22 protein-coding genes and 2 pseudogenes are annotated in these 24,340 nt (G+C 69.8%); 10 read left to right on the top strand and 14 right to left on the bottom strand.

Features of this window, described 5'->3' with window-relative positions; translation table 11 throughout:
* Positions 1–628 (bottom strand): annotated as a pseudogene (locus tag AB8Z36_RS03375) (ATP-dependent helicase); the annotation flags it as partial.
* A gap of 247 nt (positions 629–875) precedes the next feature.
* Here AB8Z36_RS03375 and AB8Z36_RS03370 point away from each other — a divergent pair.
* Together AB8Z36_RS03370 and AB8Z36_RS03365 are read left to right on the top strand one after the other, a co-directional pair.
* Positions 876–1,928, top strand: a complete 1,053-nt coding sequence (locus AB8Z36_RS03370) for a fatty acid desaturase family protein (RefSeq protein WP_369211657.1) — start codon at positions 876–878, stop codon at positions 1,926–1,928.
* Positions 1,929–2,115: 187 nt separating this feature from the next.
* Positions 2,116–2,298: a hypothetical protein gene (locus tag AB8Z36_RS03365; protein ID WP_369211656.1), complete on the top strand. Its 183-nt coding sequence runs from the start codon at positions 2,116–2,118 to the stop codon at positions 2,296–2,298.
* Positions 2,299–2,391: 93 nt separating this feature from the next.
* Here the strand turns inward: AB8Z36_RS03365 and AB8Z36_RS03360 are convergent, their stop codons facing one another.
* Positions 2,392–3,213: a hypothetical protein gene (locus AB8Z36_RS03360; RefSeq protein ID WP_369211655.1), complete on the bottom strand. Its 822-nt coding sequence runs from the start codon at positions 3,211–3,213 to the stop codon at positions 2,392–2,394.
* Positions 3,214–3,350: 137 nt separating this feature from the next.
* Complete coding sequence (locus AB8Z36_RS03355; protein WP_369211654.1) at positions 3,351–3,650, bottom strand: hypothetical protein; 300 nt, start codon at positions 3,648–3,650, stop codon at positions 3,351–3,353.
* A gap of 104 nt (positions 3,651–3,754) precedes the next feature.
* On the opposite strand from AB8Z36_RS03355, the gene AB8Z36_RS03350 reads away from it, so the two are divergent.
* Positions 3,755–4,639, top strand: a complete 885-nt coding sequence (locus AB8Z36_RS03350; protein ID WP_369211660.1) for an oxygenase MpaB family protein — start codon at positions 3,755–3,757, stop codon at positions 4,637–4,639.
* Here the strand turns inward: AB8Z36_RS03350 and AB8Z36_RS03345 are convergent.
* Entirely contained in the window at positions 4,636–5,172 is a 537-nt protein-coding gene (locus tag AB8Z36_RS03345; protein ID WP_369211653.1) for a PadR family transcriptional regulator, read from the bottom strand. The genes AB8Z36_RS03350 and AB8Z36_RS03345 overlap by 4 nt on opposite strands.
* 136 nt (positions 5,173–5,308) lie before the next feature.
* Here AB8Z36_RS03345 and AB8Z36_RS03340 point away from each other — a divergent pair, with 136 nt between their 5' ends.
* Positions 5,309–6,067 (top strand): alpha/beta fold hydrolase, encoded by a 759-nt coding sequence (locus tag AB8Z36_RS03340; RefSeq protein WP_369211652.1) that lies wholly within the window; start codon positions 5,309–5,311, stop codon positions 6,065–6,067.
* A gap of 45 nt (positions 6,068–6,112) precedes the next feature.
* Here the strand turns inward: AB8Z36_RS03340 and AB8Z36_RS03335 are convergent, their stop codons facing one another.
* On the bottom strand, positions 6,113–6,712 hold the full coding sequence (locus AB8Z36_RS03335) for a class I SAM-dependent methyltransferase (RefSeq protein ID WP_369211651.1): 600 nt from the start codon (positions 6,710–6,712) through the stop codon (positions 6,113–6,115).
* 152 nt (positions 6,713–6,864) lie between these two features.
* Here AB8Z36_RS03335 and AB8Z36_RS03330 point away from each other — a divergent pair.
* The 3 genes and pseudogenes from AB8Z36_RS03330 to AB8Z36_RS03320 form a co-directional block, all read left to right on the top strand.
* Positions 6,865–6,984 (top strand): annotated as a pseudogene (locus tag AB8Z36_RS03330) (MHYT domain-containing protein); the annotation flags it as partial.
* A gap of 571 nt (positions 6,985–7,555) precedes the next feature.
* Positions 7,556–7,990 (top strand): roadblock/LC7 domain-containing protein, encoded by a 435-nt coding sequence (locus tag AB8Z36_RS03325; protein WP_369211650.1) that lies wholly within the window; start codon positions 7,556–7,558, stop codon positions 7,988–7,990.
* Between the two features lie 18 nt (positions 7,991–8,008).
* The gene (locus tag AB8Z36_RS03320) at positions 8,009–8,146 is read left to right on the top strand and encodes a hypothetical protein (protein ID WP_440581847.1); all 138 of its coding nucleotides are present in this window, start codon (positions 8,009–8,011) and stop codon (positions 8,144–8,146) included.
* A 159-nt stretch (positions 8,147–8,305) separates the two neighbouring features.
* Here the strand turns inward: AB8Z36_RS03320 and AB8Z36_RS03315 are convergent, their stop codons facing one another.
* On the bottom strand, positions 8,306–8,734 hold the full coding sequence (locus tag AB8Z36_RS03315; protein WP_369211649.1) for a PPOX class F420-dependent oxidoreductase: 429 nt from the start codon (positions 8,732–8,734) through the stop codon (positions 8,306–8,308).
* 93 nt (positions 8,735–8,827) lie between these two features.
* On the opposite strand from AB8Z36_RS03315, the gene AB8Z36_RS03310 reads away from it, so the two are divergent.
* On the top strand, positions 8,828–9,241 hold the full coding sequence (locus AB8Z36_RS03310; protein WP_369211648.1) for a roadblock/LC7 domain-containing protein: 414 nt from the start codon (positions 8,828–8,830) through the stop codon (positions 9,239–9,241).
* A 109-nt stretch (positions 9,242–9,350) separates the two neighbouring features.
* A complete protein-coding gene (locus tag AB8Z36_RS03305) occupies positions 9,351–10,283 on the top strand; it encodes a DUF6397 family protein (protein ID WP_440581846.1) in 933 nt (310 codons plus the stop codon).
* A gap of 68 nt (positions 10,284–10,351) precedes the next feature.
* Here AB8Z36_RS03305 and AB8Z36_RS03300 read toward each other — a convergent pair whose 3' ends face one another.
* The 4 genes from AB8Z36_RS03300 to AB8Z36_RS03285 all read right to left on the bottom strand — a co-directional run bounded on the left by AB8Z36_RS03300 (position 10,352) and on the right by AB8Z36_RS03285 (position 15,755).
* A complete protein-coding gene (locus tag AB8Z36_RS03300) occupies positions 10,352–10,858 on the bottom strand; it encodes a tetratricopeptide repeat protein (protein WP_369211647.1) in 507 nt (168 codons plus the stop codon).
* Between the two features lie 128 nt (positions 10,859–10,986).
* The gene (locus AB8Z36_RS03295) at positions 10,987–12,177 is read right to left on the bottom strand and encodes a winged helix DNA-binding domain-containing protein (RefSeq protein WP_440581845.1); all 1,191 of its coding nucleotides are present in this window, start codon (positions 12,175–12,177) and stop codon (positions 10,987–10,989) included.
* 58 nt (positions 12,178–12,235) lie between these two features.
* A complete protein-coding gene (locus AB8Z36_RS03290) occupies positions 12,236–13,105 on the bottom strand; it encodes an acyl-CoA thioesterase (protein ID WP_369211646.1) in 870 nt (289 codons plus the stop codon).
* 46 nt (positions 13,106–13,151) lie between these two features.
* Complete coding sequence (locus AB8Z36_RS03285; protein WP_369211645.1) at positions 13,152–15,755, bottom strand: DEAD/DEAH box helicase; 2,604 nt, start codon at positions 15,753–15,755, stop codon at positions 13,152–13,154.
* A gap of 31 nt (positions 15,756–15,786) precedes the next feature.
* On the opposite strand from AB8Z36_RS03285, the gene AB8Z36_RS03280 reads away from it, so the two are divergent.
* Positions 15,787–16,581 carry a metal-dependent hydrolase gene (locus AB8Z36_RS03280; RefSeq protein WP_369211644.1) on the top strand — a complete coding sequence of 265 codons (795 nt, stop codon included), beginning with the start codon at positions 15,787–15,789 and terminating at the stop codon, positions 16,579–16,581.
* Between the two features lie 44 nt (positions 16,582–16,625).
* Here the strand turns inward: AB8Z36_RS03280 and AB8Z36_RS03275 are convergent, their stop codons facing one another.
* The 4 genes from AB8Z36_RS03275 to AB8Z36_RS03260 all read right to left on the bottom strand — a co-directional run.
* Positions 16,626–18,506: an ABC transporter ATP-binding protein gene (locus tag AB8Z36_RS03275; RefSeq protein WP_369211643.1), complete on the bottom strand. Its 1,881-nt coding sequence runs from the start codon at positions 18,504–18,506 to the stop codon at positions 16,626–16,628.
* Positions 18,503–20,371: an ABC transporter ATP-binding protein gene (locus tag AB8Z36_RS03270; protein WP_369211642.1), complete on the bottom strand. Its 1,869-nt coding sequence runs from the start codon at positions 20,369–20,371 to the stop codon at positions 18,503–18,505. The genes AB8Z36_RS03275 and AB8Z36_RS03270 overlap by 4 nt, the downstream gene beginning before the upstream one ends.
* A 231-nt stretch (positions 20,372–20,602) precedes the next feature.
* Positions 20,603–22,384, bottom strand: coding sequence for an ABC transporter ATP-binding protein (locus AB8Z36_RS03265; RefSeq protein WP_369211641.1), 1,782 nt, complete (start codon positions 22,382–22,384; stop codon positions 20,603–20,605).
* A partial coding sequence (locus AB8Z36_RS03260) for an ABC transporter transmembrane domain-containing protein (protein WP_369211640.1) occupies positions 22,381–24,340 on the bottom strand: 1,960 nt, incomplete at its 5' end. The genes AB8Z36_RS03260 and AB8Z36_RS03265, both read right to left, overlap by 4 nt.

Raw genomic sequence — 24,340 nt, 5'->3', positions numbered from 1 at the left:
CCCGCTGTTCGGGGGCGCGTCGCGGCTCCCGACCCGCGAAGACCGGCCCACCGGCAGCCAGGGGTGCGGCGGGGGAGCGGGGGAGTGTGGCCGCCACGGCGTCGAGGRACTGCCGCAGCAGACGCTCGGGCTCGGGCAGCCGCAGGGGGGCGTCGTCGCCCAGGGGCAGCGCGTGGGCGGCCGGGGGCATCGCCGCGGCCAGCTCGCGCAGCCGCCGCACGTCCTCGGCTCCCAGGGGCCCGGCACGCCAGGCGTCGTGATCGGTGACGGTGAGTCCGGGCAGAAGCAGACCCCGGGCGGCGAGTTGCAGGGCGAGCACTCCGGCCGTGCCCCAGAAGCGGGCCGTCGGGTGGGTCTCCGACGAGGCACGCGCGCGCGTGAGGACCGGCAGGGCGTCGCGTACGGGGAGGAGCAGCGCGGGCACGGTGACGAGCTCGGCGCCCTCGTCACCGGGAACGGCGATGTCCAGTACCCCGGTGGTGCCGACGGATGAGGAGGGCGGCTCAGTGCCGTCAGGGCGCCAGAAGGCGACCCGGCCGCCGCGAGCTGGGTCGGCGGGCGCGAAGAGGACGGAACAGCGCGACAGTTCGGAGATCTCGGAAGGGGAGACGACAGGAAGTCTCTGCACAGCGATAGCGCATTCCTCAAATTTGACTACTGAGCCTGGAGCGGCCGAGAGTACATGAACGGCACGGCCATGCGAAAGCAACCTCATGGTGATGCGCGTCACTCAGTGGATGGGGGTGTAGCCAGCCCCCCGTCGGGGCGGTGCTGGCCCCAGTCCGGGTTCGGGTGGTGGCGCCATGGTCGCTCCGGTCGCCCATCCGTACGTTTCAACAGGTCAGACCGTCGTTACGGAGACCGGAGACCTACCCATGTCCCAGGCCGCAGCAGTAGCGGAACGCTCCCCAGTGTCCACCGGCAGACAGCCCGCCGGAAGCGATTTCGCACCCCTCCTGCGCACCGTCCGGGAACAGGGTCTTCTGGACCGCCGTATCGGCTGGTACTCGCGCACCATCACGATCAACGCCATCGCGCTGCTGGCCGTCGGCGTCGCGATGTACTTCGTGGGTAGCTCCTGGTGGGTGCTGCTGCTTGCCCCTGTGCTGTCTGTCCTGTGCGCTCGCACCGCCTTCATCGGCCATGACGCGGGACACTCGCAGATCACCGGCAACCGGTCGGTCGGCCGCGTCATCGGCCTCGTGCACGGCAACCTCCTGCTCGGGATGAGCTCGGCCTGGTGGAACGACAAGCACAACAGGCACCACGCCAACCCCAACCACATCGAGAAGGACCCCGACGTCGCCGCCAACGTCCTCGTCTGGACGAGCAAGCAGGCAAAGGTCCGCGCGGGCTTCCGTCGTTGGCTCACCCGCAACCAGGCCTGGCTCTTCTTCCCGCTGACGCTCCTCCAGGGCGTGGCGATGAAGATCTATGGCTTCCAGGACCTGCGCCGCCAGTCTCCGCGCGAGCGCCTGGTGGAGGGCTGTCTCCTCGTCATCCATCTCTTCGGGTACGTGACATTGCTGCTCACCGCCATGCCGGTCGGCCATGCACTTGCCTTCGCCGCCGTGCACCAAGCGCTGTTCGGTCTGCACCTCGGGCTCGCCTTCGCGCCGAACCACAAGGGCATGGAGATGCCCGATCCGGACGGCGAGCGTTGGGGACACCTGCGCCGCCAAGTGCTCACCTCGCGCAACATCCGCGGCAACCCGGTCATCGACTGGTTCCTCGGCGGACTCAATCATCAGATCGAGCACCACCTGTTCCCGAGCATGCCCCGCCCGCACCTGCGGCTCGCCAGACCGGCCGTGCGCGCCCACTGCGCCGCTGTGGGTATCTCATACACGGAAGCCGGGTTCGTCGACTCCTACCGGCAGGTGCTGCGTCACATGTACGAGGTCGGTGAACCGCTGCGCGTCGAGTAGGCGGGCGAGGTGACCGAACGGTCCACAGACGTCGCGAGAACGCGCCGAACGCGACCATGGCGAGGGGCCCGGGAACCAGTAGGGGCAGGACTCAGGGGTCTCTCAGGGTCGCGGTCCGGAACCGAGAGACCTCCGGGGCCGTTTTCCCGGACAGAGAGCGGCAGTAGCCGCGGAGGAGGCGACGCACATGTCGAAGAACGCGAAGATCGCCGCAGGAGGCGTGGCGGCCGGGATCATCCTGATGTTCTGGGTGCCGTGGTGGGCCGCACTCCTGATCGTGCTCGGGGTCCCGGCGGCGGCTTACCTCACGCTTGATCCCGGACAGCGGCGCAGGTTGCGTCGCGTCACGCGCAAGGAGATAGGCCACTGAGGACACCGTGGTCGTAAGGAGGCGCTGCTGCGCTCGGGGCCGGCGTGCGCGGGTCACACACTGCGTGGCTTGCCGATTGCGTGGCTTCCCGCCTCACGAAGGGCGGACCGCCATCTTGTCCAGGGCCTCCAGGAGAGCGGGCAGCTCGGGGCCGCGTCCGACCGGCAGCACCTCACCGGGCTCCTCGTCCAGCAGGACGAAGGCGATGTCGTCGGTCCTCGCGACCATGGACCAGCCGGGTCCGTCGGCCCGCAGGGTCCGAGTGTCACCGGAGGCGAAGGCCGAGCGGACGCGTCCCAGGGGCGGCGGTGAGTCCACATAGGCGCGGGCTTCGGCCATCACACGGCGGACGCCGGTCAGCGGTGTCTCGTCCGGGCTGTCCAAAGGCCTGGCCGGTGCATCCACCGCGAAATCGGCCTCGTCGATCTGCTCCCGCCAGGTCGCCCACTGCAGCGCTATCTCGTCGGCGCCCAGACGTCGCTGAGCCGGGCCCCAGGTGTCGGGCGGCGGTGGTGTGAGCGGCTGCGCCTCGTCGGCACCGGGGGCCGGCTCCGGGTCGTGCGGCGCGGGGACGCCGGGGGCTGCGACCGCGACGGCGAGAGGCCAACCTGGCAGTGCGGTGACGACGCTGCGCTCGTCGGGAGACAGGTCGTACTCCATTCCGCAGTCCCAGGAGGCGATCGCCACGGCGACCAGTGAGACGTCGTCGACGACGACTGTCCACCGTGCCCCCTCGGCGTCCTGGCCCAGTACCAGCCCGTAACCGGCGGCGAGCGGCGCGAGCCCCAGCGCCGCGCACGCCTCCGGATAGTCGTCACCCAGCACGCTGGGGAACTTCGCGGGTGTCAGCAGCACCGCGGTCAGCACGTACAGCGCGTCGTCATCGGCGCCGACGGCGTCATCCGTCCTGACCATGCCAGCCTCCCCATCGCTTCATCCGTCGGCGCACCCTAACCAGTCGCCCCGGAGGTCGTCGAGAGGGGGGTGACCAGCAAAGTCACCGGCGAGCCGCCCCCGCCCACGGCTTGCGGGGCGAAGGGCGGCGGGCAGGATTAGGCGGCAGGCAGCCCCATCAGGGAGCGGGCCACGTCCCGTGGTGACTCGTCGCGTTCCCGGGCGAGGGCGATGACGGCCCGGCAGGCGAGCTCGCTGACGCCGAACGAAAGGGCTTCCGGAGAGACCCACTGCCTGGCTCGGTCCATCTCGTCCTGATCGTCCTCGGCACACGCCGCGGCGTAGACGGCGGCCGCCTCGAAAAGGTTGTGCGTGCGCTTGTGTCCGCCGGTGGATCGAGTGCCGCGCTCATCGAGAGGTTTGTCGGCACGCCAGAACTTACGGAGCTTGTCGATCATCGTGAACTACCCTCTCCCGAGCCGGTATTGCCGCCGTTGCAGAGCCTGCGTGGCCCTACCCCAACGTAGAGTGAGTGCTCCGGCGGCAGAAGGGGCACTTCGCGGTGAAACGTTTCCAGCGGCTGCGGCAGATCAGGCGCCTCGATCCGGAGAAGGACTTTCTCGAGATCTATCGGCTCAGCGCGACACTCGAATTCCCGTGGGACTACACGCGCGCCCTCGAACTGGCCCTCTACCGGACCTACGCCGTCCCCAGCATCGGCCGACTGCTCGCTCGTACGGCAGAACTGACAGGCCGCACGCAGAAGAGGTACGACGACACGGTTCTGCTGCTTGATGCCGTCGTGGAGCACGGCTTCGCCGACGACGAGGGCCGGCGCGCGATCCGGCGCATCAACAAGATGCACCGGAGCTACGACATCAGCAATGACGACATGCGCTACGTACTGTGCACCTTCGTCGTGATGCCCAAGCGATGGATCGACGCCTACGGCTGGCGCAGGCTCTCACGCCACGAGACGGCCGCCACCGCCGTGTATTACCGCACGCTCGGGCAGCACATGGGCATCAAAGGAATTCCACATTCATTCGAAGAGTTCGAGAGGTGCCTCAACGATTACGAGGCGGCCCACTTCGGCTGGGACCGAGGGGCGCGCGAGGTGTCCGACGCCACCCTCGACCTGATGACCTCGTGGTATCCGCGCCCCATGGCGAAGGCACTGCGCACCGCCACGCTCGCCCTCCTCGACGAGCCCTTGCTGCGGGCGTTCCGCTATGACCAGCCGCGACCCGCGGTTCGTTCGCTGGCCAGGGGTGCGGTTCGGCTGAGGGGGCGCGCGGTGCGCCTGATGCCTCCCCGTAACGCCCCGCACCACGCACGGCAGAACTGGGAGATCAAGAGCTACCCCGACGGCTACCAGATCTCCGCGCTCGGGACTTTTCCCGTGCCCGGCGTCCGAGGCTGCCCGGTTCCGCGTGAGGGCGGCTAGCGCCCGGCATCGCTGTCGAGTGATGCCAAAGTAGTGCGCAGCCAAGCCAGTTCGGCTCGGCTGGTCGCACGGGCGATCGTCAGGACGCCACGCCGGAAGGGGTCGTCGAGCTCCTCTGCCGACAGGGGCCGCTCCCCCTCGTAGAAGAAGCTGGCGGGCTCTTCCAGGAAGGCCAGTCGCTTGCGCAGCACCTCTGCCTGAGCCGCCGCGTCTTCCAAGTGGCGGAGGAAGGCGAGGAGCGTGAACCAGCGGTTCTCGTCGGTGATGTCTCCCCGCGCCGGTTCCGTGAGCCGCTTGCGCAGTTCCTGTCTGCCGGACGGGGTGAGGCTCAGTACATGACGTGGCGCCGCCACCGCTCCGGGCTGTGTCTCCCGGGCAAGCAGCCCTGCCTTCTCCAGCCGTTTGATGGCGGGATACAGGGTGCTCTCCGCGACCGGCCGGACGTGGCCGGTCAGTGCGGTGATGCGCTTGCGCAGCTCGTAGCCGTGCAGAGGGGCGTCGTGGAGAAAACCAAGGATGGCCAGTTCGAGCATGGCTCGCATTCTGCCGTATCCCCCCATCGAGCCGGTGTACAACGGCAACGCCATACATCGGCGTCGATGTATTGTCAGTGCCCGGCCCGCGGCGTGCGGGCGCAGGTGTGGCGCAAGGGCAAGAGGAGAGCGAGCGATGCGTGAGGCACGGTTCGATGCGCGGGGCAGCCGAGTGCGCTGGACGGAGGCCGACGGCGCCGAAGCCGCACGCGTGTACGTGCACGGCCTCGGTGCGGCGTCGACGGTCTATCACGCGCACGTTGCCGCCAGGCCCGAACTGGCGGGGAGGCGCTCGCTGTTCGTCGACCTTCCCGGCCACGGCATCAGTGACCGGCCCGCGGACTTCGGTTACACGCTTGAGGACCACGCGGACGCTCTGGCGGCGGTTCTCGTGGAAGCCCGCGTCACCGGAGCGGAGATCATCGCGCACAGCATGGGAGGCTCCGTCGCCATCGTGCTGGCGCACCGGTACCCCGAGCTGGTCTCGCGTCTGGTCCTCACCGAGGCCAACCTCGACCCGCATCCGCCGATCACGGCGGGCAGCAGCGGCATCGCCTCCTACAAGGAGCACGATTTCGTGGAAAACGGCGGCTACGCGCGCGTGCTGCAAAAAGTCGGCCCAGTGTGGGCGGCCACCATGCGCCTTGCCGATCCCCGGGCCCTGCACCGCAGCGCCGTCGGTCTCGTCATGGGCACCAGGCCCACCATGCGGCACATGCTCGAAGAGCTGACCGTCGAGCGCGTCTATCTGCAGGGCGCGCAGAGCGGTGTCCTCGTGGAGCATGCGGCGCTGGAAGCGTCCGGAGTCCGCGTCGTGTCCGTGCCGGGCGCGGGCCACAACGTCATGTTCGACAACGCCGACGCGTTCGTCGCCGCGATCGCGGGATGCGTGTGACCTGCCTTGGAGCGGTCGATCCGGACGCATCCGTAGAAGTCTTGGTCAGTTCGCGCGTACGGCGACCGCGAGGAACCGCGCGTCCTCGTCGACGTACGACGTCATGCGCCAGCCGGAGCCAGCGAGCAGCGGGCCGAGGTTGTCCTCGGCGCGCAGATCGTCCGGCGTGATCTGCCGACCCTGCCGTGCTGCCAGCGCTCGTCGACCGATGGGGTGGAAGAGAGCGAGCAGCCCACCAGGACGCACCACGCGTCGCAACTCCCGCAAATTCTCCGCGGGATGCGGGAGATGCGAGATCAGTCCGGCACCGAAGACGGCGTCCAGCGATTCCGTTGCGAGCGGCAGGCGCGCCACGTCGGCGAGGAGCAGTTGCCCGTCGCGGTCCCTGCCCGCCCGCCTCGCGGCCTCCAGCATCGCGGGAGTCAAGTCGGCGCCCAGGACGGTACCCAAGGGGCCCACGGCGTCTCTGAGGGCGGGCAGAGCACGCCCCGTGCCACAGCCCGCGTCGAGCACCCGGGCGCCCTCGCTGAGGCCGAGCCCGGCGACCGCGGCCCGGTAGGCGGGGCCGTCGTCGGGGAACCGGGTGTCCCAGTCGGCCGCGCGGGCCGAGAAGAATTCCTGCACCTTTGTGTGGTCGTCACTCATGCGCCCCATGATCGCGCAGCGTGCCGCACGCGCGTCGGGCGCACTCGTTCGAGCGTGGCGCGGTCGTTCAAGGCTGTCGCCCTGTCACATTTCACCAGCTTTCGAAACGCGCCTCTGATGTGCGCCCCTGGCCGCACTAGCGTCCCGGGGCCATGAGACACCTGGACCGCCGCCTCAGCCCTCCAACCTCAGCCCTCGACACCGGCATCTCGATGATGCACTTCATCGCAATGCTCGGCTTTGACGTCACGGGTACGGAGCTCCGTTACGACATGCCCCTGCTGGGCACCATGGAGCGCCGGGCAGACAAGCCGACATCGAGGCGCGTCTGCGGTCACCCCGTTACGGCGGCACCGCCGCGGTCGTACCCCACACCGCTGTTGCACAGTCCGACGACGGAGAAGGCGGAGGCCCGGGTGGAGCAGAGGACGCCCCTGGAGAAGGAGCACGCACGCGTGGCGCTATCCCGACAAGTGGCGGACGGCGGAGTTCATGGCACCGCGCCTCGACCCGCCCCGCCCCCGGCGGAAACTCCGCCACCGGGCGTCGCCAATGGTGTCGCCGACGCCGCGGCCCTGTCGAGCACACTGCCTCAACGTGTGCGCCAGGCGAATCTTGCCTCGCAATTGCGGTACGGCCCGACCGATGCGGGTGATGCGGTGGAGACCAACGAACGCAGTCCGGAGCAGGTCCGCGACCGCATGAACGCCTTCCGCGACGGCTGGAAACGCGGCGGGGGCCGGCCTCCTGGCATCGGCGGCGTGGACCCCGGCACAGCACAGCCTCCACCGACAGGGACAGGGGCACGGACAGGGGCAGGGACAGCGGCGAAGGGGGATTCATATGACCCAGGACCAGAGCAGCGCCGCCGGAGCGATCGGAAAGCTCGACTGGCTTCTCGACGGCTTGGTGACGCGCGTCCGCGAAGCACGGCACGCATTGGTGCTGTCCAGCGACGGTCTGCCGGTCGGTTCCTCGACCGCCCTCACGCGCGAGGACGCCGAGCACCTGGCCGCCGTCGCATCCGGATTCCACGGTTTGGCCAACGGGGCGGGTCGGCACTTCGGCGCCGGGCAAGTGCGCCAGACCGTGGTCGAGATGGACGATGCCTTCTTGTTCGTCGCGGCCGCCAGCCACGGTTCCTGCCCAGCTGTGCTGAGTTCGGTGAGGGCTGACGTCGGCCTTGTGGCGTACGAGATGGCTCGCCTGGTCAAGCGGGTGGATGAGCACCTGTACGCCCCGGTCCGCGATGCGGCTCGTCGACCATCAGCCGGATGACCCGGGCGGCACACACCCATGACCGAGGAACCCCACAGCGTCCGGCACCAGGCGGGCAGCCAGTGGTACGACGGCGAGGCGGGGCTCCTCGTACGGCCCTACGGGGTGACGGGCGGTCGGCCCGAACGGGGCCGAGAGGCGTCCGCTTCGATCTGAGCGCCCTCACGACACGTCGCGCCGACGCCACAGGCACAGCCAATGGCGGCATAACCTTCGGCCCCGAACGCCACGTCCGTCCGGACCTGCCTATAGCCTTCAGGGCCTGCCTGAAAGCTTCAGGATCTGCTGCGCGGCTTTGCGCCTGGCGTGACGCCTTCAGTCGGAGACCGCGGCGTAGGCGAGCACCTTGTCGATGCTCACGCGCACCAGTAGTTCCCCAGGCACGCCATTGCGCTCGCCGAACTCCTCGGCCCTGTCCTCACCCATGTAACGTGCGCCGATCCTGGACGCCCACTGCCGGACTTGGGCGAGATCCTCGATCAGCTCCGCACGGCCCTGAAGAACGACGAAGGCGAAAGGCGGCCGGTCGTCATCCACGCAGAGGGCCACGCGGCCGTCGCGCGCCAGGTTGCGGCCCTTGACGGTCTCCTTGCCGGTGTTGAACACCAGATCGTCTCCGTCGAGCAAAAACCAGATCGGTGCGACATGCGGGCTGCCGTCCGCTCTGACGGTGGACAACTTGCCGGTTCGCGTGCCTTGCGAGACGAATGCCCGCCATTGGTCATCGGTCATCTTTTGTGCCATGTCCCCATCATGCTTGCCGGGGCGCCGGTCGTGGGGAAGGCTGGCAGGTCAAATCCTCCTGCCAGGAGGAAACGACTCGGGGAGACGGGAACGATGGCGCAGAGCACGGGGCTGGGCTGGCTGCTGGATGACCTGACGCAACGGATGGAGCACGTCCGTCATGCGCTGGTGCTGTCCAACGACGGGCTGGTGACCGGTGCCAGTTCGGATCTGAAGCGCGAGGACGCGGAGCACTTGGCGGCGGTCTCGTCAGGACTGCACAGCCTCGCCAAGGGATCGGGTCGGCACTTCCGCGCGGGCGGCGTCCGGCAGACGATGATCGAGTTCGATGACGCCGTCCTCTTCGTCACAGCGGCGGGCGACGGCAGTTGTCTCTGTGTACTCAGCGCCGCCGAGGCCGACATCGGACAGGTCGCCTATGAGATGACCCTGCTCGTCAACCGCGTCGGAGAACATCTGGCTGTGGAGGCCAGGCAGCCCGAGCGTACCCCCGTCGTGGACCTCTGACCAGCACTGATGCTGACCTGTCAGGAGTTATCCACAGGCCCAGCGAGGTTCGTGTTGATCGGGCTACGGTTTTCCCGAGAGCAAACACATCTCACGGGGGAGAACCGCCATGACGGACGTCATGACCACACAACCGGCCACCGAGGCGACGGCTCCGCCCTCCGTCGCCCTGAGCGGCGCGGTGAGGGAACTGGGTTTGAAGCGAGGCGAGTTCGACCTCGCCGTACTCCTCGGGCGCATCCGCACCGTGCCGGACTCGGCGGGGACGCAGCGCCGCGTCACCCGCGCGGAGATCGACCGCGTTCGAGGCGGTGAACGTTTCCCCGAGGCGTTGCGGGAAAGCGTCCGGGTCGTGGGCACCACGGAAGCCGCAGAGCTCATGGGCATCACCACGGCCCGGTTCACCCGACTCGCCCGTGCCGGTTTCCTGACACCGGTTAAGTGCTATTTGAATCGGTACAGGGCAGTTGTCTGGCTCTATCTTGCCGAGGAGCTGCGGCACTTCGCGGCCAGCGAGATGCACAACGCCCTGCTCGCCGGTCGTCTGCCCGGGCCCGTCCGCGAGCGGCTGGACGACGGACAGGATCTTCGGGCGCGCAACTGGCGGAGCCGTCACGTGGGATTTCAGCTGCGGCAGACCGAGGATCCGTGGCTGCGCGTGGCCGCGATGGCAGCACTCCTCGATCAGGCACAGTTGGCTGACCTCGTCCGGGATCCGTATGAGCGGGCCTACCTCAGTCGGCTCATGCCCGCGCCGCGCATGCAAGGGACATCCGACTCGCCCGCGGCGCTCATCGTCGAGAGGATCATGTTCGCGGACGATCCAGATGAGCTTCGCTGGCTGCGCGCCAGTCTTCTGCTCGGCTTGGCCCAGGCGCGCGCGGCGCGTCCGGCACCCCGCCCCGCTGCGGCCGCCGCTGTCGAACCGGCTACGGCTCGCACAGGACCCGAGCAGCGGAGGGATCCGACGGCGGAAGAGGCCATGGTCCCGCAAGACGCTTCACGGGGCCTGAGGAAGTGGCTGCGCCGCAGGCGGGCGTAGCCGACTGGTGCGTACGGCGGCTTGTCCTGCCGCGTCTGTCTCGGTGGGGCCGACACCGTGCGGCGCCTTCAGATCGTCGCGTCGAGGTCCTTCGCGTACTCCTCGATGGCCGGCCTGTAGCCCTCGACTTCCGGATCATTGCTCGTGGCCACCAGCTGAGTCAGAAGCAGCCGCATCGCGTCGTGCGTCCGCCCGACGTTGTACAGCGCCATCGCCAGGAACATCTTGAGCCCGTTGTCCGCGGGGAATTCGTCAACCGCCGCTTCAAGTGTGGTGACGGCCTCCTCGTAACGGCCCAGAATCCGGTAGGTGCTGCCCAGGCCGAGCAGAGCGCCACGGCGATCGTCGCCATCGAGCGCCTCTCCCGCGAGTGCGCGCTCGTAGTACGGCACCGCCTCGGCCTCCAGGCCGAGTGTGTCGTGCACCCACGCGGTCTGGTACGCCACCTCCCCGTCCCCGGGGAACCGCGCGGCAAGCCTCACGAGCTGTTCCCGGGCTTCCTCGCGCCGCCCTGCTTCGCGCAGGTTTACGGCCTCGGAGAGCAACTGGTCCCTGTCCCTCTCACCCGCGCTCACGTGCTGGTCCCCTCTCCTTAGCCACCCGACTCACCCAAGTTCTCGTGCCAACGAGTCACCCGTCACCCCCATACTGAACGGAGACACGCATGTCCATCCTGTACTACTCCAAGCCCGCCCCGCGATCATCAGCGGGCCAGTTCGGTCTCCAGCCATGTACGGCCACGTGCTCGTGCGCTGAGCCGCACGCCGCCCAGGCGCGAGGTGAGGCGCTCGGCCTCCGCACGCACAGAGCTCTCCGCCTCCGCGCCCACGTCCTCAAGGAACCTGTACACGATGTCGCCCGCACCGTCCTGGGCCCACCCGCCCACGATCCGGCCGTTCCACCAGACAGACGGACCGATGTTGCCGGTGTTGTCGAAGAGGCGCGGCCCGTGGTCGCCGAGAAACCACGCGCGGTGCCGCCAGCCCATCGGCGTCGAGTCAAGGCCGGGCAGCAGAGCCGCCCACGGTTCGGGCCGGGGCGTCTCGTCGACGTCATCGGGGAGGAGCAGACCCACCTCCCCGTCCAGGTCCACCTCTACCGGCCGCAGCGTGGACAGGGCCTTCTTCGTCTGAGTCTTGGTCCACCCCGCCCACCAGCGCAGGTCGTCCGCCGTGGCCGGTCCGAACGTGCGCAGCCAGCGCCGGGCCAGCTCGGTCTCGGCCTCTTGGACGGTCCAGTCGGTGAGGCCACCGGGAAACCAGTCATGCAGAGGGGCCCAGCGGTACTGGTGCGATGTCCAGGTGCCGCGAGGGCGGCCACGCACCACATGTCCCTCGGTGGCCAGCAGCAGAAGGAGCCTGCTGGCCAGCTTCTGGCGGCCCTCGTAGCTCTTTCCGCGCGCCATCACGAGCTCGGTGCTCAGCCGGGGGTCGTCGGCGGCCAGCTCGCTCGCGGTCGCCTCACCTCGCCTGCGCAGAGCCTCCAGCGCGATCTCCTCGGCCCGTGTCAGCCAGGCCGTGACTTCATCGGGCGTGTCGGCGACTCCGGTCTCGGCCAGCATCGTCAGAAGGAGACGGCGTTCCCGGGCCGCGACCAGACGCGAGCAGGCGGCCTGCAGCACGGGAGCGATGTCCAGGGAAGTGACGAACACCGTGCGGCGCATGCCCATCAGCCGGATCAGCGTGCGGTCCTCATAGAGCGCCCGCTCCAGCTCGCTCACACGGCCATCGTGCATGCGGGCCCAGGCGCCCACGTACACCGACGACGGGTCGCTGCCGTGCAGGGCCAGCATCGAACGGGCGACCTCGACCGGATCATCCGCTCTCGTGCCTGGCGTCAACCGGTGCCGCACCGCCAGCCGCGCCCGGCGCTCCTCCACATCGATCCGTCGCAAGGCGCCTCCCCGTGGGTTCCTGAACCTTTCGTGCTTGTGCTGTTGCTGCGCCCTGCCACTACGTGTGCGGGCGGAACAGCCCTTCCTGCACCACGGACACGAGCAGCCGTCCCTCGGTGTCGTAGATGCGGCCGCGGGCGAGGCCACGACCCCCCGTCGCGATGGGGGACTCCTGGTCGTACAGGAACCACTCGTCGGCGCGGAACGGGTGGTGGAACCACATGGCGTGGTCGAGTGAGGCCATGTCGAAGCCGCGGGGGCCCCAGAGCGGTTCGACCGGGATGCGCACGGCGTCGAGGAGCGTCATGTCGCTCGCGTAGGTGAGCGCGCAGGTGTGCACGAGCGGGTCGTCGCCCAGCGGGCCGACGGCACGCATCCACACGGCGCTGCGCGGTTCGGCGTCCTTGATCTCCTCGGTGGTCCAGCGAAGTCGGTCCACGTAGCGGATGTCGAAGGGCTGGCGCCGGGCCATGCGCTCCCACTGTTCGGGCAGCGCACCGAGATGTTCCTTGATCTCCTCGGCGACGGTCGGCAGCGATTCGGGGTCGGGAGCGGTGAGGCGCGGCGGCAGCTGATGTTCGAAGGCGCCCTGTTCGGGCTTGTGGAAGGAGGCGGTGAGGTTGAAGATCGTGCGGCCCTGCTGGACGGCGGTGACGCGGCGCGTGGTGAAGGAGCGCCCGTCCCTGACCCGCTCGACCTGGTACACGATGGGCACCCCCGGACGTCCGGGGCGCAGGAAGTATGCGTGCAGCGAGTGCACCGGGCGGTCGCCCTCGGTGGTGCGGCCCGCCGCCACCAGGGCCTGCCCGGCGACCTGCCCGCCGAACACCCGCTGCAAGGACTCCTGGGGGCTGCGGCCCCGGAAGATGTTGACCTCGATCTGCTCAAGGTCCAGCAGATCGACCAGCCGTTCGGCGGGGTTGCTCATGACGCTTACTCGACTCCTGTCCGGGGCACGCGGTTCCTGCGGGCGATCAGAGCTGGCCGACGTCCGTGACGCGGACGACGGCCCGGCCCTCCTCGTCGGAGGCCGCGAGGTCGACCTCCGCGCTGATGCCCCAGTCATGGTCGCCGTTCGGGTCGGCGAAGGTCTGGCGGACGCGCCACAGGCCGTGCTCCGGGTCCTCCTCGATGGACAGCAGCTTGGGGCCGCGCGCGTCGGGGCCGGTCCCGAGATCTTCGTACTCGTCCCAGTACTTGTCCATGGCCTCACCCCAGGCGTCCGCGTCCCAGCCGGACTCCGCGTCCAGCTCGCCCAGCTCCTCGACGTTGTCGAGAGCGGCCAGTTCGACCCTGCGGAACAGCGCGTTGCGCACCAGGACGCGGAAGGCGCGGGCGTTGGCCGTGACCGGCTTGACCTGGTCGGCCTTCTCCTGGGCCTCCTCGGCCGTCATGACCTCGGGGTTGGCCAGCTGCTCCCACTCGTCGAGGAGGCTGGAGTCGACCTGGCGGACCATCTCGCCGAGCCAGGCGATCAGGTCCTCCAGGTCCTCGGACTTCAGGTCGTCGGGGATGGTGTGTTCCAGGGCCTTGTAGGCACTGGCCAAGTAGCGCAGCACGATGCCCTCGGTGCGCGCGAGTTCGTAGAAGGAGGTGAACTCCGTGAAGGACAGCGCCCGCTCGTACATGTCGCGGATGACGGACTTCGGGGACAGCGGGTGGTCGCCGACCCACGGGTGGCTCGTCCGGTAGGTGTTGTAGGCGTGGAGGAGCAACTCTTCCAGCGGCTTGGGGTAGGTGATGTCCTGGAGCCGCTCCATGCGCTCCTCGTATTCGACACCATCCGCCTTCATCAGCGCCACGGCTTCGCCGCGTGCCTTGTTCTGCTGGGCCGCGAGGATCTGGCGCGGGTCGTCGAGAGTGGACTCGACCACGGACACCATGTCCAGGGCGTACGAGGGGGAGTCCGGGTCGAGAACCTCGAAGGCGGCGAGGGCGAAGGTCGACAGCGGCTGGTTGAGCGCGAAGTCCTGCTGGAGGTCGACGGTCAGGCGCACGATACGGCCCGTGGCGTCCGGCTCGTCGAGCTTCTCCACGACGCCACCGGCGAGCAGCGACCGGTAGATCGCGATGGCGCGGCGGATGTGCCGGAGCTGCGCCTTGCGCGGCTCGTGGTTGTCCTCCAGGAGGTGGCGCATCGCCGTGAAGGCGTTGCCGGGGCGCGCGATCACGGACAGCAGCATGGTGTGCGTGACGCGGAAGCGGGAGGTCAGCGGCTCCGGCTCGGAGGCGATGAGCTTCTCGAAGGTGTTCTCGGTCCAGCCGACGAAGCCCTCGGGGGCCTTCTTGCGGACCACCTTGCGGCGCTTCTTCGCATCATCGCCCGCCTTCGCGAGCGCCTTTTCGTTTTCGATGACGTGTTCGGGTGCTTGGGCGACCACGAAGCCGGCCGTGTCGAAGCCCGCGCGTCCGGCCCGCCCGGCGATCTGGTGGAATTCCCGCGCGCGCAAGGTGCGGACCCGGTTGCCGTCGTACTTGGTGAGCGCGGTGAAGAGGACGGTGCGGATCGGGACGTTGACGCCGACGCCGAGGGTGTCCGTGCCACAGATGACCTTCAGAAGGCCCGCCTGGGCGAGCTTCTCCACCAGTCGGCGGTACTTCGGCAGCATTCCGGCATGGTGCACGCCGATGCCGTGGCGCACGTAGCGCGAGAGGTTGCGGCCGAACTTGGTGGTGAAGCGGAAATTGCCGATCAGATCGGCGATCTTGTCCTTCTCCTCGCGCGTGCACATATTGATGCTCATCAGCGACTGGGCGCGCTCGACGGCCTGTGCCTGCGTGAAGTGCACGATGTAGACCGGAGCCTGCTTGGTCTCCAGAAGCTCGGTGAGCGTCTCGGTGATCGGCGTCAGCCGGTACTCGTACGACAGCGGCACGGGGCGCGTCGCGGAGCGGACGACCGAGGTGGGGCGGCCGGTGCGGCGCGTGAGGTCCTTCTCGAACATGCTGACGTCGCCGAGCGTCGCCGACATGAGGATGAACTGCGCCTGCGGCAGTTCGAGCAGCGGGATCTGCCAAGCCCAGCCGCGGTCCGGTTCGGCGTAGAAGTGGAACTCGTCCATCACGACCTGGCCGATGTCGGCGTCCTTGCCGTCGCGCAGGGCGATCGAGGCGAGGACCTCGGCGGTGCAGCAGATGACGGGGGCGTCGGAGTTGACGGAGGCGTCGCCCGTGAGCATGCCGACGTTCTCGGTGCCGAAGAGCTTGCACAGGTCGAAGAACTTCTCCGACACCAGTGCCTTGATGGGGGCCGTGTAGAAGGTGACCTTGTCCTGGGCGAGGGCGGTGAAGTGAGCACCTGCCGCCACCAGGCTCTTTCCGGAGCCCGTGGGAGTGGACAAGATCACGTTGGCCCCGGAGACCACCTCGATCAGCGCCTCCTCCTGGGCCGGGTAGAGAGTGATTCCCTGCTCCTCGGCCCAGGTGGAGAAGGCTTCGAAGAGGGCATCGGGGTCGGCGTCCGGCGGCAGCTGATCGATAAGGGTCACACCCCCATCTTGCCTTCCTTCGCACCCGATGAGGGAACCGGCGGTTCCCTCGAAGATCACGAAGGCTACGCTGTGTCGCCAACGGGGCATCAGAACATGGGAAATGGGGCGGGCAGCAGCAATGATGGGACCGGCGCACTCTCTGTCGGGAGCGGCGGCCTGGCTCGGGGTCGGTGCGGCCGCGGCGGCCGCGGGACACACGATGCCCTGGCCGGTTCTTCTCGTAGGAGCCCTTATTTGTGCCGGGGCGGCCCTCGCGCCCGACCTCGACCACAAGTCGGCGACCATTTCGAGAGCCTTCGGGCCGGTTTCCCGGGGCCTGTGCGAAATTGTCGACAAACTCTCGTACGCCGTCTACAAGGCGACACGGAAGGCGGGCGACCCCCGGCGCTCAGGCGGCCACCGCACGCTCACCCACACCTGGCTGTGGGCGGTGCTGATAGGGGCGGGCGCCTCGGCTCTGGCGATCTTCGGCGGGCGGTGGGCGGTGCTCGCGATCCTCTTCGTCCACATGGTGCTCGCCATCGAAGGCCTGCTGTGGCGGGCGGCGCGCGGATCGAGCAGCGATGTGCTGGTCTGGCTGCTCGCGGCCACCAGCGCGTGGATCCTCGCAGGCGTTCTGGACAAGCCGGGCAACGGCGCGGACTGGCTTTTCACCGCACCCGGCCAGGAGTACCTCTGGCTCGGCCTGCCGATCGTGCTCGGCGCGCTGGTGCACGACATCGGGGACGCGCTGACTGTCTCCGGCTGCCCGATCCTGTGGCCCATTCCCATCGGCCGCAAGCGCTGGTACCCGATCGGACCGCCGAAGGCACTGCGCTTCCGGGCCGGAAGCTGGATCGAGCTGAAGGTGCTGATGCCGGTGTTCATGCTGCTCGGGGGAGTGGGCGGCGCGGCCGCGCTCAACTTCATCTGAGGCAGAACGGACTCCGGCCGAGCGGCCGGGGGCCGAACCGGGGGTCAGCTGCCGGACCGGCTCCCCTTGGCCGTGTCAGCAGGCGGCTCGTCCATGGAAGTGGCGAGGCGGTCGCCGTGCCAGGAGTGCCAGAGGGCGGCGTACGCTCCGTCGGCCCGCACGAGATCGTCATGGCTGCCCAGCTCGGTGACGCGGCCCTTCTTCATCACCGCGACTCGGTCCGCGTCATGGGCCGTATGCAGGCGGTGGGCGATGGCGATCACGGTTCGGCCGCGCAGGACGGCGGCCAGAGCCTGCTCCGTGTGCCGTGCGGTGGCCGGGTCCAGGAGCGCCGTGGCCTCGTCGAGTATCAGGGTGTGCGGGTCGGCGAGGACGACGCGGGCCAGGGCCAGCTGCTGGGCCTGCGCTCCGTCCAGCTCAAGGCCACCGGAGCCCAGCTCCGTGTCGAGGCCGTCCGGCAGCGCACCGGCCCACTCGGCGCCGACCGAAGTCAGAGCGGCGTTCAGCTCGGGGTCCGATGCGGACTCCGCCGCGATCAGCAGATTGTCCCGGACGGTGCCGTGGAACACATGGTGCTCCTGGGTGACGAGGACGACCTGGCGGCGCAGCCGGTCGGCGGGCAGACCGGCGATCGGCACCCCGCCGACGGTCACCGAGCCTTTGGCGGGCGTGTCGATGCCCGCAAGAAGCCGGCTCAAGGTGGTCTTGCCTGCACCGGAGGGGCCGACGAGGGCCAGACGTTCGCCAGGGCGCACCGACAGATCGACGCCCTGGAGGACATCGGCGCCGTCGGGGTAGGCGAACCACACGCCTTCGACATCGATGCGATCGTTCGCGGGGATGAGCGCCTTCGGGGCGGCTTGCTCCGAAGGAGTGGTGGCCGGTTCTGCGGGAGTGGCTGCCTGATCCGAGGGAGTGGCGGCGAGCCCCTCGACCCTGGCGAACGAAGCGCCACTGCTCTGCAGTTCCTCGACCCGCTGCAGGATCGTGTCGAGCGGCTGGGAGAGCTGGCGCAGGTACAGCGCCGAAGCGATGACCGCGCCCAGGCTCACCGTGCCGTTCGCGTGCAGGGCACCACCGATGACCAGCATGCCGACGACCGGGATCACGTACGAGATGTCGACGGCGGGGAAGAGGACGTTCCGCAGGTGCAGGGTGCGCTCATGGGCGGAGACGCACCGCTCGATCTCCCTCTCGCTGTCCGCGACGCGCCGGTCCCGCAGTCCGAAGGCCTCGATGGTGCGGGCTCCGGACGCGGTGGCGGCGAGCACCTCGGCCAGCGCGGAGTGGGCCTCACCCTGGGCGAGGTAGGCGGAACGTGCGCGCCGCAGGTACCAGCGGGCGGCGAACCAGATGCCCGTCAGGCCGAGCACTCCGCAGGCACCGAGCAGCGGATCGAGCAGAAACACCGCACCGATGATGAACAGCGCCTGCACGGCCGCGACGAAGACATCGGGGCCGGTGTCCCGCAGCGTCTGACCGGTAGTCGCGATGTCGGAGGTGCCGCGCGCGGTCAGGTCACCGGCGCCCGCGCGCTCGACGACCGAGGAGGGCAGGGCGAGCGCACGGTCCACGAACTCCTCGCGGATACGGGCGAGGGTGCGCTCGCCGAAGCGGTGGCCGAGGTAGCGGGCGTGGCGCGCGAGGAGAAGCTGGGCCACGGCTCCGGCGAGGATGCCGATGGCGAGGCGGTCCACGGCTGCGACGTCCCCACCGTCCTGCACCGTGTTCACGATGCGGCCGAGGAGCCAGGGGCCGATGAGCCCCGCCGCCGCGGCCAGCGCGTTGAAAAGGAGCATGGCGGCGAAGGCCCGGGCGTCCCGCCGGATCAGCCGCAGGGCGGCGCGGTGGACCTGACCGGGGTCCGCGACGGGCAGACGGTCGGCGGCGGCTTCGGGCGTGTCCCCGTTGCGGGGCGGCGTCATCGGAGGGCCTCGTGAGTCGGCTCGGAGGGAGGGTGGTGGTCCTCGCGGTCATCTGGTGGGTTGTGCTCGTGCGGCTCCGCCGCTGGGGCGGCTTCCTCGGTGTCGCGCGACACCAGGCGGCGGTAGCCGGGGTGGCGCGACAGAAGGTCGGCGTGGCTGCCCGTTGCGACGACGTGGCCGTCGACCAGGTGGTGCACGACATCGGCCTGCTCGAGGACGAGGGGAGAAGTGCTGACCACGAGAGTCGTGCGGCCGGAGCGGGCCGACCGGAGTCCGGCGGCCATCTTGGCCTCGGTGTGCGCGTCCACCGCCGAAGTCGGCTCGACCGCCAGCAGCACCTCGGGGTCGGCCAGAAGAGCGCGGGCCAGACGGATGCGCTGCCGTTGTCCGCCGGAGAGATTGTGGCCGTGGGCGTCGAGGCGGGCATCGAGGCCACCCGGGAGGCCGAGTACGACGTCCTGGGCCGCGGCTGCCTCGACCGCACGGGTGAGGGCGTCCTCGTCCTGGGGACGGCGACCGCAGAGCGCCGCGCGCAGCTCACCGGCGAACAGATGGGCTTCGTTGTCCGCGACGAGGATGCGCGCGCGGACCTGATCCAGAGGGACGGCGTCGAGACGGGCGGGGCCCCAGGCGACCGGGCCGGCGGCGAACCGTCCGAGGCGGTCGACGACCTCCGTGGCATCGGCGGCACGGGTGCTGGCGAGCGCGGTGAGGATGCCGGGCTCCACCGTCACTCCGGAGAGCACGTCATGGAGGGTGGCCGGTGTCTCGGGAGCGTCATCGGCGGTGCTTTGGCCGACGCCGGTGGGTCCCTCCGGCGCATCGAGTGCCGATGCCCCGTGGCCCACCCCACTGCCGGGCGTCGCGGACCATGTCTCCGGCTCGATGTTCAGGAAGTCCACGACCCGGCGGGCCGAGACCAGGCCACGGCCGATGTCGTAGCCGCTCTCGATGAAGGACGACACGGGGATCACGAGGACGGCGACGTAACCGTAGACGGCGACCAGCTCGCCAACGGTGATGGTGCCCTGGGCCGCCATGCGGGCGGCGAGCCAGGCCACGGCGGCCAGGAAAACGGTGGGCAGGCCGACCCCGAAGGCCTGGATCCAGCTCATGGACGAACCGACCCGGTAACCCTCGTCCCTCAACTCCCGCGACCTGGCACGGTAGCGGGCCGAGAACACCTGCTTGCCGCCGAGACCCTTGAGGACCCGGAGCCCTGCCGCCAGATCCCCGAGGACGCCGGTCAGCGCGCCCTGTCGCTCCCGGTACGCGGTCTCGGCGCCCTGAAGCCGTCCGAGGAAGGGCCCGACAAGCAGGGCGAGCAGGGGCACGCCGAGCAGGACCACCACGGCCAGCAGGACGGAGTACGACAGGAGCAGGGCGGCGACGACGACGTAGGCGATCACCGAGCCCACCCCGGGACCGGTGACAGTGAGGGTCGAGCCGATGACACCCACGTCGGAGTGGCCGATCGTGACGACTTCGCCGGCCGAGACTCGACGGGGCAGCGTCGCGCCGAGCCGGGTGGCGTGGTCCATCACGACGCGCACAGTGCGGAAGTAGGCGTCGAGGCGGATACGGGTCATGGTGCGGTGCCGCATGATCCCGAGCCAGGCATCGAGGACGCCGACGCCGAGAAGGGCAGCGGTCCAGCCGATCAGGGCGCCCTGGTCGCCGGGACGGAGTCCGTCGTCGATGGCGCGCGACAGAACGTACGGCGGAAGTGTCAGGCCGACCATCCAAGCGCTGCCCAGCAGAGAGCCGAGGGCGACGCGCTTGGGCTGGCTGGCAGTGACCCACCAGAGGTAGCGCGCGGGGCCGCGCCGGTCGGGGATGCCGAAATCCGTGGTCGGTGCAGCCATGCCCGTACCCTAACTACCCCTGAAAGGGGGCGAACCGGCGGCTCACACCGTCGTCATCGGCCTCGACGTGGCGCGGAACGACCCGGGCCCAGCCCCGCTCGGTCCCCACAGGCGGCGAAGGAGGCCAGGTCCGGTCGGTCCCCACAAGGAGCGGGGGCTACCGCGTCCCGGCCGATGCCGCCGCGCCGCCGCACACCGGGCAAGCCGCCGCCCGCCCGCGGTCGGCCCCCGCTAGCCGTGCCAGGAGCGCCACAGGGCGGCGTATGCCCCGTCGGCGGCGACCAGTTGGTCGTGGCTGCCGAGTTCGCTGATGCGACCGTTCTCGACCACCGCGATGACGTCCGCGTCGTGCGCGGTGTGCAGGCGGTGGGCGATGGCCACGACCGTGCGGCCGTCCAGGACGCGGGCGAGCGAGCGCTCCAGATGCCGTGCCGCGCGCGGGTCGAGGAGAGAGGTCGCCTCGTCCAGGACCAGCGTGTGGGGATCGGCGAGGACCAGGCGGGCCAGGGCGATCTGCTGGGCCTGGGCGGGAGTGAGCGCGAAGCCGCCCGAGCCGACCTCGGTGTCGAGCCCGTCGTCGAGACCGCGCGCCCAGTCGGCCGCGTCGACCGCCCCGAGGGCGGCCCACAACTCGGCGTCCCGGGCCCCGGTCCGGGCCAGGAGGAGGTTGTCGCGCAAGGAGCCCACGAAGACGTGATGCTCCTGGTTGACCAGGGCAACGTGGGCGCGGACCTCCTCGGCCGGCATGGCCGACAGCTCGGCGCCGCCCAGTGTGACCTGACCGGTTCGCGGTCCGTAGATACCGGCGAGCAGTCTGCCCAGCGTCGACTTGCCCGCTCCCGACGGACCGACAAGGGCGACACGCGAGCCGGGTTCGACGGCGAGGGAGACCTCACGGAGCACATCGACGCCGTCGCGGTAGCCGAAGTGGACGTCGTCGGCGTGGACGTGGCGCCCCCGCGGGGCGACGGAGGCGTCTCCGGCGTCGGGTTCGATGTCGCGGACTCCGACGAGACGGGCCAGCGAGACCTGGGCGACCTGCAACTCGTCGTACCAGCGCAGGATGATCCCCAAGGGATCGACGAGCATCTGCGCGATCAGGACGCCCGTGGTCAGCTGGCCGACGCCGATCCAGCCCTGCAGCACGAAAACGCCGCCGATCATCAGCGTCGAGCAGAGCACGGTGGTGTGCGTGAGGTTGATCGCCGGGAAGAGGACCGACCGCAGATAAAGGGTGTAGCGCTCCCAGGCGGTCCACTCCTTGATCCGGCGTTCCGAGAGTTCGATGCGGCGGGCGCCGAGCCGGTGGGCCTCGATGGTGCGGCCCGCGTCGACGGTCTCGGCGAGGGCGGCGGCCACGGCGGCGTAACCGGCGGCCTCCGAGCGGTAGGCGGCGGGCGCCCGCTTGAAGTACCAGCGGCAGCCGACCACGAGCAGCGGCACGGCGACGAGCACGGCGGGCGCCAGCGGTGGCGCGGTCACGACCAGCCCGCCGAGCAGCAGCACCACCCACACCACGCCGATCGCGAGCTGCGGCACGGCCTCGCGCATGGCATTGGCGAGGCGGTCGATGTCGGTGGTGATGCGGGAGAGCAGGTCACCCGTGCCGGCCCGCTCAAGGACCCCCGGCGGCAGCCCGACAGACCGGACGAGGAAGTCCTCCCGCAGGTCCGCCAGCATCCGCTCGCCGAGCATCGCGCCCCGCAGCCGCACCTCACGGACGAAGAGGGACTGCACGGCGAGGGCCAGCGCGAACAGGCCGACGGTGCGTTCCAGATGGAGGTCGCGGGCGTCGTGGGAGACCTTCTCCACGAGGTCACCGAGCAGGTAGGGGCCGACCATCGAGGCGACCACGGCGAGCGTGTTCACCGCGATGAGCAGGAGGAAGGCCGTGCGGTGGCGCCGGAAGAGCTCACGGACGTAACTGCGTACGGTCGTGGGTGCGCCGATGGGCAGGGTTTCCGCAGTCGTGGGAGCCGCAGGGTCGTAGTCCGGGGGCGCCAGGCCGATCATGCGGTCTCCTCGATGTTGATGGCGCTCGCATGGGTGATCGCGGTCGCGGTGGTCCTGGCTCTGTTGATCCTGGGTTCGAAGTCGGCCCCGGAACCGGGATCGAGTGCGGCGAGGCCGCCCTCGGCCACGGAGGCCTGCTCGGCGTCGGTCTCGCGGGTCACGACCATGCGGTACCGGGGTTCGCCGTGCATCAGTTCCCGGTGTTCACCCACGGCCGCGACCTCGCCGTCGGCGAGGAACACGACGCGTTCGGCGCGGTCAAGGAGCAGTGGTGACGAGGTGAGAACCACGGTGGTCCGTCCCGTCCGCAGTCGGCGGATGCCTTCCGCGACCCGGGCCTCGGTGTGCGAGTCGACGGCGGACGTCGGCTCGTCGAGCACCAGAGTCTCGGGGTCGGTGACCAGTGAGCGGGCCAGGGCGAGGCGCTGGCGCTGGCCTCCGGAGAGGGACCGGCCGCGCTCCGTGAGGTGGGCGTCCATCGGATCGTCGCTTACCGATGCCTGGGCCAGGGCGTCCAGGACGTCAGCGCACTGTGCCGCCGCGAGCGCCTCGTCGGGGGGGACATTCCCGGAGGAGGGCACATCCAGGAGAGCGCTCAGGGTCCCGGAGAGCAAGACGGGGTCCTTGTCCTGTACCAGTACGTGGGTGCGGGCCGCGGAGAGCGGCATCTCATCCAGCGGGTTGCCGCCCAGCCGCACGGACGGCAGATCCGGGGCGTCCTCGAAGGTGGGGTGGCCGCCGAGACGTTCGGCGAGACGTCCCGCTTCGTCGGGGTCGCCGCAGACCACGGCGGTGAACAGACCGGCTGGGGCGAGAAGCCCTGTCGCCGGGTCGTACAGGTCTCCGGCCTGCGTCGCCGTCGAGCTGGTCGGCTCCTTGCCCTGCCCTGACGCGTCCGCTGTTCTCTTGTCCTGTGCTGACGTGTGCGCTGTTCCATTGCCCTGTGCCGATGGTCCGGGCCGTCCGGCGGTCGGTTCCGTCCGCTCCAGTGCGAGCACCCTTGCCGCCCGCTTGGCGCTGGGGCGGGAGAAGGAGTACGCCATGGCGATCTCTTCGAAGTGCCGCAGCGGATAGTTCAGCATCATGATCGCGCTGTAGACCGTGACCAGTTCGGCGACGGTGATCCGGCCCTCTCGGGCGAGGTGTACGCCGTGCCAGACCAGCGCGATCAGCAGCAGTCCGGGCAGCAGGACCTGCGTCGCGGAGATCACCGCCCACATCCGGGCGCTGCGGACAGCGGCCGTCCTGACCTCCTGTGAGGCACGGCGGTAGCGGTCGAGGAAGAGTTCCTCGCCGCCGATGCCGCGCAGGACCCGCAGCCCGGCGACGGTGTCGGAGGCCAGTTCCGTGGCCCGGCCCGCCTTCTCGCGCTGGAGATCGGCGCGGCGGGTGGCGCGGGGCAGCAGGGGGAGCACGGCCAGGGCGAGCACCGGGATGCCCACCGCGACGACGACACCCAGCGCGGGCTGGTAGACGAGGAGGCCGACGCAGACCAGGAGAACCGTGCAGGCTGCTGCCGCGAACCGGGACAGCGCCTCGACGAACCAACCGATCTTCTCGACGTCACCGGTGGACACGGCTACGACTTCACCGGCCGCCACGCGCCGGGTGAGTACGGAGCCGAGCTGGGCGGTCTTGCGGGCGAGGAGCTGTTGCACCCGGGCCGCGGCGGTGATCCAGTTGGTGACCGCGGTGCGGTGCAGCATCGTGTCGCCCACCGCGATCGCGATGCCGAGGAGGCCGATCAGCGCGCCCGCGAGCGCGAGCCGCCCGCCGGACCGGTCGAGCACGGCCTCGACGGCGATGCCGACCGCGTAGGGCAGGCCCGCGATGGAGCCGAAGTGCAGCAGGCCCCAGGCGAGTGATCTCAGCTGACCCCCGAGCTGGTTCCGGCCCAGCCACAGCAGGAAGCGCGGGCCCGACCGGACATCGGGGACGCCGGGGTCGGGGTAGGGA

The sequence above is a fragment of the Streptomyces flavofungini genome (assembly GCF_041028215.1).
In the GTDB taxonomy this organism is placed as follows: Bacteria; Actinomycetota; Actinomycetes; order Streptomycetales; family Streptomycetaceae; genus Streptomyces; species Streptomyces flavofungini_B.
Note: the sequence above shows the minus strand (reverse complement) of the source record. Positions and strands in the feature narration are given on the sequence as shown.